Genomic DNA, 10,234 nt, shown 5'->3' with positions numbered 1-10,234 from the left:
GCGTCGATGGCCTTGATGCCGGTCTGCAGCGGCTCGTGCACGCTCTTGCGCTGCATGACGCCGGGGGCCTGGAGCTCGAGTGCACGACGACCCTCTGTCGCGATCTCGCCGAGACCGTCGATCGGGTTTCCGAGCGGGTCGACCACGCGACCCAGGTAGCCGTCACCGACGCCGACCGAGAGCACCTCACCCGTGCGGGTGACGCTCTGGCCCTCTTCGATACCGGAGAACTCGCCGAGCACGACGACACCGATCTCGTTCTCGTCGAGGTTCTGAGCCAGGCCCAGCGTGCCGTTCGCGAAGCGAATGAGCTCGTTGGCCATCACGCCGGGAAGGCCCTCGACGTGCGCGATGCCATCGGCCGCGTCGACGACGGCGCCGACCTCGGTCGCCGCAGCGCCGTTGGGCTCGTAGGCGGTGACGAAGTCTTTCAGCGCGTCACGAATGACGTCGGGGCTGATAGAGAGATCTGCCATTGTCTTCCTTCGTTCGTGGGGCACTCGGCCCCCAGATCCACGCCCGCTCGGGCGGAAAGTCTTTAGCCGGCGATCCGCTGGCGGAGATCGGCGAGACGTGCGGACACGCTCGCGTCGATGACATCATCGGCGACTTGCACGCGCAGTCCGCCGAGCACCGTCGGGTCGATCACGGTGTTCAGCGTGACTGCTGCGCCGTATCGCGCGCTGAGGGAGTTCTGCAGGCGGGCCTGCTGGTCGTCGCTCAGCGGGGCGGCGGCGTACACGGTCGCGACGATGCGCGAACGCTGGTCGGAGACGATGCGCTCGGCCCGGCGCAGCAGGGCGCGCACCCGGCGACCGCGGGCGTGCTTCACCAGCGACGAGACGATGAGCGCGGTACCGGCGCTCGTGCGTCCATCGAGCAGCTTCGAGACGAGGTCGCCCTTCGCCGTGGCGCCGCCGAGGCGACCGCCCAGCGCGAGTTCGAGCTCGCCGTTCGAGGCGACCGTTCGCGAGAAGGCGAACAGCTCCGCCTCGATGTCGGCCGGCTCGGCGACCGAGGTCGCCTGCACCGCGAGCTCCTCGAGCCCCTCGATGAACTGGCCGGAGTTCGACCAGCGCTGCTGGGCGGCGCTGGAGAGCAGTGCAACCGTTGCCTGCTGGTACGACGGACCGAAGACCGCCGAGACGAGCCCCGCACGGATGGCGGGCGGTACCGACGAGTCGGACAGCGCGCCGCTCAGCTGCGCCGAGCCGCTCACGGCGGCGACGGCCGCGAACAGTTCGCGCGCGACGTCGAGATCGACGCCCGACGTGGAAGCCAGCGCCTCCGTCGTCGCGGTTCGGGCCTGAGTGGTCGCGCTGCCCATTACTTGGCCGCCTTCTCGGAGGCCTCGAGCTCGGCGAGGAAGCGGTCGACCACGGCGTTCGCACGCGCGTCGTCGGTCAGCGTCTCGCCGATCACGTTGCCCGCGAGGTCGACCGCGAGGGTACCGACCTCCGAACGCAGCTGCACGAGGGCCGTCTGACGCTCGGCCTCGATCTGCGCGTGCGCACTGGCGGTGATGCGTGCTGCCTCGGTGGCAGCCGCCTCTTTCGCCTCGGCGACGATCTTGCGACCGTCCTGCGTCGCGCCCTCACGGATCTCGCCGGCCTGCTTGCGCGCTTCGGCGAGCTGAGCGGTGTACTCCTCGAGGGCGGCCTCGGCCTGTCGCTGGGCCTCGTCGGCCTTGGCGATGTTGCCCTCGATGGCAGCACTGCGCTCGTCGAGCAGCTTCGCCATGCGCGGCAGAGCCACACGCCACACCACGACGGCGATGATGACGAAGCACACGAACGACCAGAGGATGTCGTACGCGGCAGGCAGGAGCGGGTTCTGCGCTTCCTCGCCCGCGGGCTCCGCGGCGAGTGTGACAAGAGCGTTCAGCATCCTGTCTCCTTACAGTGAGTCGAGAGCGGCCGGATCAGGTGAAGATGAAGCCGGTCGCGATACCGATGAAGGCGAGCGCCTCGGTGAAGGCGATACCGATGAACATCAGGACCTGGAGGCGGCCCGCGAGTTCGGGCTGACGGGCGACACCCTCGATCGTCTTGCCGACGACAATGCCCACGCCGATGGCGGGGCCGATGGCGGCGAGGCCGTAGCCGATCGTGGCGACGTTACCGGTGACCTGGGCGAGAACCGTAGTTGCGTCCACGGGTTTTTTCCTTTCGTTGGGTGGCTCGGCGTGCGCCGGGCCGCTCAGTGCTCTTCTGCGACCGCGAGCTGGATGTAGACCGCGGTGAGGATCGCGAAGACGTACGCCTGGAGGAAGGCGACGAAGATTTCGAACAGGGTGAAGGCGAGACCGAAGGCGAGGGATCCGGCGCCGAGCGCCGTCCACCAGCCGCCGAGCCCGACGACGAAGAACTGCGTCGCCGAGAAGAACAGCACGAGCATGAGGTGACCGACGACCATGTTCATCAGCAGACGCAGCGTCAGCGTGACGGGACGGATGATGAAGGTCGAGAGGAACTCGAGCGGGACGATGATGATGTACAGCGGCCACGGCACGCCCGAGGGCAGCAGGGCGTTCTTGAAGAAGCCGCCGGGGCTCTTCTTGATGCCCGCGTAGATGAACGTGACGTACGCGACGATCGCGAGCAGCATGGGCACGGCGATGACGCTGGTGCCGGCGATGTTCAGACCGGGGATGACGCCGGTGATGTTCATGAACAGCACCATGAAGAAGATCGTGGTGAGAATGGGCAGGAACCGACGCCCGTCCTTCTTGCCCAGGATGTCTTCGGCGATGTTGACGCGCACGAAGTCGAGGCCCATCTCGGCGACGCTCTGGAAGCGACCGGGGACGATCTTCATACGCCGCGTGCCGAGCACGAGGAAGAGGACGAGGGCCAGCGTCGCCAGCATCTGCGTGAGGTTGATACGCGTGATCGCGAAGATCGTGCCCTCGAACAGCACCGCATCGGGGAAGAACTCCGAGATGGACGGCGGGTGGAACTCGGCACCCGCGGACGCGAAGTTCGTGATCAGGGTCGCAGCTTGAGTAGTCAGCGCTGGCTCCAGCTTCGGGGCATCGGTGTGAACCGTTGCGACGATGGTCGGTGATGGTACCCGATGAGGAGACCTGGAAAAGAGTTCCGATCGCGGGTGGGTACGTATGTCACCCTATCAAACTCCCAGGCTGTCCACGTGTCGGGCCGGAGGATCCTCTCGCCGCCGGACTAATGCGCCGCGACGGTCCTCGTCGTGGACTATGCGCCCCGCGAGCTCACGCGCGGCGGTCACCGGCGTCGGGATCGGTGGGCAGCGTCACGTCGCTGGCGCTGGGGATGCGCATGCGCATGAGCACGACGACATCCACCGCCAGTGAGGCCAGCACGCTGATCACGAGCGCGACGTAGAAGACGACGAGGTCGACCCAGTCCTGCCCCCGCAGCACGGCGATGGCGACGATGAACAGGATCAGCTTGAGCAGCCAGCCGCCGAGGACGATCCCGAAGAAGATGGGGACGTAGAGAGGATCGCCGTACCAGCGGTTGGCCACCAGGATGCTGGTCGCCGTCACGGCCAGGAAGATCGCGCTCACGGCGACTCCCGCCAGGGCGCTGCCGAGGCCGGGCGCTCCCCCGACGGCGAAGCCGACGGCTGCCCCCGCGACGAGCAGGACGGCGGTCACGATCCCGCCCCAGACCAGGGCGGTGCGCAGCACCGGCGTGCTCGAGAGGGGTCGGCGGGCTTCGGGCGTGGCGCTGCTCATGAGGGGGTCTCCGGTCGGATGGGTCGGGCACGACGGGTCAACCGCCGCAGACGATGCTGTGAGGGAAGAAGGGTCAGCACGGCGCACGCGGCCACACCGGTGAGGCCGAACAGGACACCGATCAGGTAGTCGCCGGGCCAGCTCTGCTGGGTTCCGATGTACATCAGCAGGAACGCCAGGCTGACCACGGCGGTCCAGCTGTAGAAGATGAGCACCGCGTCGCGGTCGCTGTGGCCCATGTCGAGCATGCGGTGGTGGAGATGCTTGCGATCCGGCGAGAAGGGCGACCGACCGGCCCACTGACGTCGAAGGACCGCGAGGCCGAAATCGAGCAGGGGCAGCAGCACGATCACGACCGGCAGCAGGATCGGGATGAAGGCACCCAGGAGCTGCGAACGACCGATCTTCTCGGGGTCGAGCACGGCCGGATCGAGTTGACCGGTGATGGCGACGGCCGAACTGGCCATGAGGAGTCCCAGCATGAGCGCGCCCGCGTCTCCCATGAACAGCTTCGCCGGCGTCCAGTTCATGGGCAGGAACCCCACGCACGCTCCGATGAGGACCGCGGCGATGAACGAGGCGAGGTTGAAGTAGGTGCTGGCTCCGGTGTCGCGCACCAGGAGGTAGGAGTAGGCGAAGAAGACGCCGTTGGCGATCAGGCAGACGCCCGCGACGAGGCCGTTGAGACCGTCGATGAAGTTGACCGCGTTCATCACGACCACGAGCGCGAAGACGGTGAGCAGGAAGCTCACCCACCCCGATCCGACCGTGAGGGCCCCGATCGGCAGGGACAGGATCTGAAGCTGCCCGAACCACGCGATGATGCCGGCGGCGACGAATTGCGCGCCGAGCTTGATCATCCAGTCGAGGTCCCAGAGGTCATCCGCCACCCCTACGAGGACGATGAGCAGGACGGCGCCCAGGAGCGAGAGCACCGGCACCGGGTCGGCCCAGAGGATCGCGAAATAGGGGTTGCGACTCGACAGGGCGAACGCCGCCGCCACACCCAGGAACATCGCCACACCGCCCAGACGGGGCGTCGGCGTCTGATGGACGTCGCGATCCCGGATGCCGGGATAGAGCTTGAACCGCAGCGCGAGCTTCCACACCACCCACGACAGCGCGAGCGTGACCGCCGCCGTGAACAGGATGATGAGGAGATACTGGGTCACGGACCCGGCGCCTCGGAACCCGGCGACGGTTCAACCGAAGGCGCGATGGAGCTGACGGCGTCGTCCTCCGGATCGGGCTCGAGCAGATCGCCGAGCACTGCACGCAAGCGCTCGCGCGAGATGGCACCCTCGCGCAGCACGCGCACCTGGGGCTCGGCACCGCCGACCAGGGTCGTGGCATCGATGATCGTCGAGGCGACGCCCGTCTCGCTGGGACCGGCGTCGAGGTAGGCGGCGACGCTGTCACGCAGCATGTCGCGGGCCGAGTCGATGTCGACGGCGGCCGCCATGCCGGTCAGGTTCGCACTCGAGACGGCGAGGGGTCCCGTCTCCTCCAGCAGCTCGAGGGTCAGCTTCTGCGCGGGCATGCGTACCGCGACCGTCCCGTGGGTGTCGCCGAGGTCCCACGACAGCGAGGGCTGCGCGGGCAGGACGATGGTCAGCCCGCCGGGCCAGAACTCGCGCACGAGGTCGTCGACGGCGGGCGGGATCTCGGCGACGAGGGCGCGCAGCGTCGCCACCCCCGGCACGAGCACGGGCGGTGGTTGCTGGCGTCCCCGGCCCTTCGCTTCGAGGAGCCCCGCGACGGCGCGCGCATTGAACGCGTCGGCGGCGATTCCGTAGACGGTGTCGGTGGGGAGCACGACGAGTTCGCCTCGGCCGATCGCCTGACGCGCGTGGCGCATCCCGGACAGCAGCTGCGACTCGTCACGGCAGTCGTAGACGGGTGACATGTCGCGCGTCAGTCTAGTCGTGCCCTGCTGAGAGCGCGGTCACGGACGAACGGCCGTCGTCGCGCGGTCGCGCATCGTCAGGTCGGTGTGCGTGGCGGCCGAGCGCCACCCGTCGGTGGTCAGGATGCCGCGGATCGCCTCGCCCTGCCACTCCCCGTGCTCGAGCACGATGGCGCCGCCGGGATGGGCGAGGCGCAGACCCACCTGACTGAGCCGACGCACGGCATCCAATCCATCGGGACCGCCGTACAGGGCCGCCGGGGGGTCGTAGAGGCGCACCTCGGGGTCGCGCGGGATCGCGTCGTCGGGTACGTAGGGCGGGTTGGAGGCCACGACCGAGACGGTCCCGTCCAATTCGGGGAACGCGGCGGCCAGGTCGATGAAGGCGAGGATGAGGTTGTCGGCGCCGACACGGGCGTGGTTGAGCCTGGTCCAGATGAACGCGTCGACCGAGTTCTCGGCGGCGAACACACGCGCGTGGGGCACCTCGGTCGCCATCGCGAGGGCGATCGCGCCGCTGCCGGTTCCGAGGTCGACCGCGATCGGGGACTCGGATGCCACGCCGCGGAGCGCGTCGATCGCGAGCTGGGCCACCATCTCGGTCTCGGGCCGGGGCACGAAGACGCCCGGTCCGACCGCCAACTCGAGGGAGCGGAACGGGGCGACGCCCGTCAGGTGCTGCAGCGGCTCGCGCTGGCAGCGCCGGTCGACGAGTGGGGCCAGTTCCGCGGCGGCGGCGGGCGGCATCCGGTCTCCGCGGACCGCTGCCGCCTGCACTCCCCCGCGCGAGGTATCGAGCACGTGGGCGACGAGCAGCTCGGCGTCGACCTGCGCGTCGGGGACTCCGGCCGCATCGAATCGGCGGGCGGTCTCGCGGACGACGTCGGCGACGCGAGGGGAAAAGGGCGGGGGCGAGTGCGTCTCGGGCATGACGGAACCCCAGCCTAGTAGCGCAGCGTCACACAACGATCTCGGACCCGGGCGCCTCGCCTAGGATGATCGCGTTCTGACAGACGGCGAAAGGCGCCCCATGCCCGGCATTCACCCCGACATCACTTCCGCGTTCGGCGACACCCCCCTCGTGCGGTTGAACCGCGTCGCGGAGGGCACCGAGGCGCAGATCCTGCTGAAGCTGGAGTTCTACAACCCGGCATCCAGCGTCAAAGACCGCCTGGGCATCGCGATCGTCGACGCGGCCGAGGCATCGGGTGAGCTGAAGCCCGGCGGCACCATCGTGGAGTCCACCAGCGGCAACACCGGCATCGCCCTCGCGATGGTCGGGGCGGCGCGCGGGTACAAGGTCGTTCTGACCATGCCCGCCTCGATGTCGAAGGAACGCCGCATCCTGCTCAAGGCCTTCGGCGCAGAGCTCGTGCTGACCGACCCCACCAAGGGCATGTCGCACGCGGTCGACGAGGCCAAGCGCATCGTCGCCGAGACCCCTGGTGCCGTCTGGGCACGTCAGTTCGAGAACGAGGCCAACCCGGCCATCCACCGCCGCACGACGGCCGAGGAGATCCTGCGCGACACCGAGGGCAAGGTCGACTACTTCGTCGCCGGCATCGGCACGGGCGGCACCATCACGGGCGTAGGTCAGGTGCTCAAGGAGCGCGTCCCCGGCGTGCAGATCGTCGCCGTCGAGCCGGCCGACTCCCCCATCCTCACCAAGGGCCACCCCGGCCCGCACAAGATCCAGGGCATCGGCCCGAACTTCGTCCCCGCGATCCTCGACCGCGAGATCCTCGACGAGGTCATCGACGTCGAGTTCGACGACGCCATCCGCCTGGCCCGTGAAACGGCCGCCAAAGACGGCATCCTCGTCGGCATGTCGTCGGGCGCGGCCATCTGGGCCGCCCTCGAGGTCGCCCGCCGTCCCGAGGCAGCCGGCAAGAACATCGTCGTGATCATCCCGTCGTACGGCGAGCGCTACCTCTCGACGGCGCTGTACGAGCACCTGCGCGAAGACTGACGGTGGGGGTCCTCTCCCGCATCCGCGAAGACATCTCCTCCGCCAAGCTCCGCGACCCCGCGGCGCGCGGCGCGCTCGAGATCGCCCTGCTGTACCCGGGGCTCCACGCCGTCTGGTCGTACCGGATCGCCCACCGTCTGTGGCGACGGGGTCTGCGCTTTCCGGCGCGGGCCCTGTCGCAGGTGACCCGGTGGCTGACCGGTGTCGAGATCCATCCGGGCGCGACGATCGGGCGGCGCTTCTTCATCGACCACGGCATGGGCGTCGTCGTCGGCGAGACGGCCGAGGTGGGCGACGACGTGATGCTGTACCACGGCGTCACCCTCGGCGGCCGGCAGCGCGAGGGCGGCAAGAGGCACCCCACACTTCACGACGGGGTCGCCGTGGGCGCCGGGGCGAAGATCCTCGGTCCCATCACCCTGGGAGCCGGTACGGTGGTCGGCGCGAACGCCGTGGTGACCCGCGACGCCCCCGCCGACAGCGTGCTCGTGGGTGTGCCGGCCAAGGCGCGGATGCGCCGGAGCGGTGAAGACACCCGTGCCCTGCTGACGACCCCGGAGTACTGGATCTGACGGGAGTTCCGCGGCGCGGGTCGACCCGACCCGCGCCGTAGGCTCGATTCATGCCACGCCTGCACGATCTGTCGCTCGTCGCCCAGACCGAGGCGCTGCGCGTGGGCGAGATCTCTTCGACCGAGGTGACCGCACATTACCTCGACCGCATCGAACGACTGGACGAGCTCGGCGCGTTCGCCGAGGTGACCGCGGGCGCCGCTCGGGATCGCGCTACCTCGCTCTCGCATCCCCCGGCGGGGTCGCTGTGGGGTGTCCCCCTCGCCGACAAGGACCTCGTCGCCCGCGCCGGCGTCGCCACCCGTTACGGCTCGCGATCGCGCGTGGACCACGTGCCGACGTCATCCGATCCCCTCGCACGCGCCCTCGACGCCGCCGGTGCGGTGAACGTGGGCAAGACGAGCACGTCGGAGTTCGGGCTCACCGGGTTCACCGAGCCGCTGATCCACGCCCCCGCCCGCGATCCGTGGATGCCGTCGGCCGGCGCCGGCGGGTCGAGCGGCGGCGCGGCCGTCGCGGTCGCGGCGGGGTTCCTGCCCGCAGCGGTGGGTTCCGACGGTGGCGGCTCCATCCGCATCCCCTCCGCAACGGTCGGGGTGGTGGGATTGAAACCCTCACGGGGGCGACTTCCGATCGGTTCGGGCTTCGACTCCCCCGACGGGCTCTCCGTGACGGGCCCGATCGCCCGCTCCGCCGAGGATGCGGCACACCTCCTCGACGCTCTCGTCGGCCTGGCGCCGTTCACGTATGCCACGGCAGCACCCGGGAGCGGTCCGTTCGTCGACGCCGCACGGCGAGAGACGACCGGGCTCCGTGTGGGAAAGACCACGGTTTCCCCGTGGGACGACGACGAAGACATCCGCCTCCATCCCGACGCCCGTGCGGCGTTCGAGACGGCCTCCGCCTGGCTGAGCGACTGCGGACACGACGTGGAGGATGCCGCGTGGCGTCCGCGGGGCTACGCCGCACTCTTCCGAGTGCTGTGGCGCGCGAGCGCGGCGCGGATCCCCCTGAGCCACGAGGATCTCGCCCTCGTCGAGCCTCTCACCGCCTGGCTCGTGCAGGAGGGTCGACGTCTGTCGGCGCTCGACCTGCTCGAGGGCCTGGCGGCGGCCCGGGCGTTCGAACGGCGGACGGTCACGGACTTCTCGGCGTTCGACGCGGTACTCACCCCCGCCCTCGCGCAGCCGCCGCAGCCGATCGGGACGTACGAGGGGCACTCGCCCGAGCGCACGTTCGCGATGCAGGTCGAGTACGCGCCGTACTCCAGCTTCGTCAACGTCGCGGGTCTTCCCGCGGTGACCGTGCCCCTCACGATGGATGCCACCGGCCACCCGGTCTCAGTCCAGCTCGTCGGCCGTCCGGGCGGCGAAGCGACGCTGCTCGCTCTCGCCGCGCAGCTCGAAGGGCGTCGGGGGCCACTCCCCCACCCGCCGGTCTGGAGCGCCTGACGAGGACGAGCGGCGCCTTGCGGGCGGCGCGACCGGAGCACCCTCGGGCGCACGGGCCGGCGGCGACGACGACCACTGTTCGCCGAGGCCGACGCGGCTCGTGCTCGTGCTCGTGCTCGTGCTCGTGCTCGTGCTCGTGCTCGAGCTCGTGACGCGAGACTGCTTCGAGTGGTAGAAGTCGCCATTGTTAGCGGAAACAATCTGCGCTAGCCTGAGCGGCGCCACAACTTCCGAACCGGGCTCGATGCCGAACCCATGGAGCACGAGTCGATGCCGACCGGTTCCCGAAGGGACACCCATGCTGTCTGATCACACGCCCGTTCGAGCGAGGCGCACGCGCCCGTCGCGCCGGATACTCGCCGTCTCGCTCGCCGTCGCGAGCCTGGGAGCGATGCTGACGCCCGCGTCGGCCGCGATCGCGGCCGAGACGGTGCCGGCACCGGTCCTCGAGTACACCTTCGATCAGATCGACGCCCGCCCGGCCAACGGCGCCGTGATCGCTGACAGCGCCCCCGGCAACCACGCCGGAACGGTCGTGAACGGCGGCGCGACGAGCGTCTCAGGGCCGAGCGGCGCCGCGGGCGACAGGGCGCTGTCGCTGCCCGGCGGGGCCAGCAC

At 69.7% G+C, this 10,234-nt stretch carries 11 protein-coding genes and 2 pseudogenes; 4 read left to right on the top strand and 9 right to left on the bottom strand.

Annotated features, from left to right (window positions below; genetic code table 11):
• The 9 genes and pseudogenes from RWP81_RS10005 to prmC all read right to left on the bottom strand — a co-directional run.
• Positions 1 to 476, bottom strand: a pseudogene (locus RWP81_RS10005) (F0F1 ATP synthase subunit alpha); the annotation flags it as partial.
• Positions 477 to 538: 62 nt separating this feature from the next.
• Positions 539 to 1,327, bottom strand: coding sequence for a F0F1 ATP synthase subunit delta (locus RWP81_RS10000; RefSeq protein WP_314455616.1), 789 nt, complete (start codon positions 1,325 to 1,327; stop codon positions 539 to 541).
• Positions 1,327 to 1,887 carry a F0F1 ATP synthase subunit B gene (locus RWP81_RS09995; RefSeq protein ID WP_243501088.1) on the bottom strand — a complete coding sequence of 187 codons (561 nt, stop codon included), beginning with the start codon at positions 1,885 to 1,887 and terminating at the stop codon, positions 1,327 to 1,329. Before RWP81_RS09995 ends, RWP81_RS10000 begins: the two co-directional genes overlap by 1 nt.
• A gap of 34 nt (positions 1,888 to 1,921) precedes the next feature.
• On the bottom strand, positions 1,922 to 2,155 hold the full coding sequence (atpE, locus tag RWP81_RS09990; protein WP_043360904.1) for a F0F1 ATP synthase subunit C: 234 nt from the start codon (positions 2,153 to 2,155) through the stop codon (positions 1,922 to 1,924).
• Positions 2,156 to 2,199: 44 nt separating this feature from the next.
• Entirely contained in the window at positions 2,200 to 2,919 is a 720-nt protein-coding gene (gene atpB / locus RWP81_RS09985; RefSeq protein ID WP_374108661.1) for a F0F1 ATP synthase subunit A, read from the bottom strand.
• Positions 2,920 to 3,229: 310 nt separating this feature from the next.
• Complete coding sequence (locus RWP81_RS09980) at positions 3,230 to 3,718, bottom strand: hypothetical protein (RefSeq protein WP_314455597.1); 489 nt, start codon at positions 3,716 to 3,718, stop codon at positions 3,230 to 3,232.
• Entirely contained in the window at positions 3,715 to 4,890 is a 1,176-nt protein-coding gene (locus tag RWP81_RS09975; protein WP_314455594.1) for an MraY family glycosyltransferase, read from the bottom strand. Before RWP81_RS09975 ends, RWP81_RS09980 begins: the two co-directional genes overlap by 4 nt.
• On the bottom strand, positions 4,887 to 5,624 hold the full coding sequence (locus tag RWP81_RS09970; RefSeq protein WP_314455591.1) for an L-threonylcarbamoyladenylate synthase: 738 nt from the start codon (positions 5,622 to 5,624) through the stop codon (positions 4,887 to 4,889). Before RWP81_RS09970 ends, RWP81_RS09975 begins: the two co-directional genes overlap by 4 nt.
• A 39-nt stretch (positions 5,625 to 5,663) precedes the next feature.
• The gene (prmC, locus tag RWP81_RS09965) at positions 5,664 to 6,554 is read right to left on the bottom strand and encodes a peptide chain release factor N(5)-glutamine methyltransferase (RefSeq protein ID WP_314455588.1); all 891 of its coding nucleotides are present in this window, start codon (positions 6,552 to 6,554) and stop codon (positions 5,664 to 5,666) included.
• Positions 6,555 to 6,654: 100 nt separating this feature from the next.
• Here prmC and cysK point away from each other — a divergent pair, with 100 nt between their 5' ends.
• The 4 genes and pseudogenes from cysK to RWP81_RS09945 form a co-directional block, all read left to right on the top strand.
• Entirely contained in the window at positions 6,655 to 7,593 is a 939-nt protein-coding gene (gene cysK, locus RWP81_RS09960; protein WP_055958110.1) for a cysteine synthase A, read from the top strand.
• 2 nt (positions 7,594 to 7,595) lie between these two features.
• Entirely contained in the window at positions 7,596 to 8,165 is a 570-nt protein-coding gene (epsC, locus tag RWP81_RS09955) for a serine O-acetyltransferase EpsC (protein ID WP_055958113.1), read from the top strand.
• A 50-nt stretch (positions 8,166 to 8,215) separates the two neighbouring features.
• On the top strand, positions 8,216 to 9,616 hold the full coding sequence (locus RWP81_RS09950) for an amidase (RefSeq protein ID WP_314455579.1): 1,401 nt from the start codon (positions 8,216 to 8,218) through the stop codon (positions 9,614 to 9,616).
• Between the two features lie 298 nt (positions 9,617 to 9,914).
• Positions 9,915 to 10,234 (top strand): annotated as a pseudogene (locus tag RWP81_RS09945) (hypothetical protein); the annotation flags it as partial.

Source organism: uncultured Microbacterium sp. (assembly GCF_963521695.1).
Classification (GTDB): Bacteria; Actinomycetota; Actinomycetes; order Actinomycetales; family Microbacteriaceae; genus Microbacterium.
This window is presented reverse-complemented; position numbering and strand designations above follow the sequence as displayed.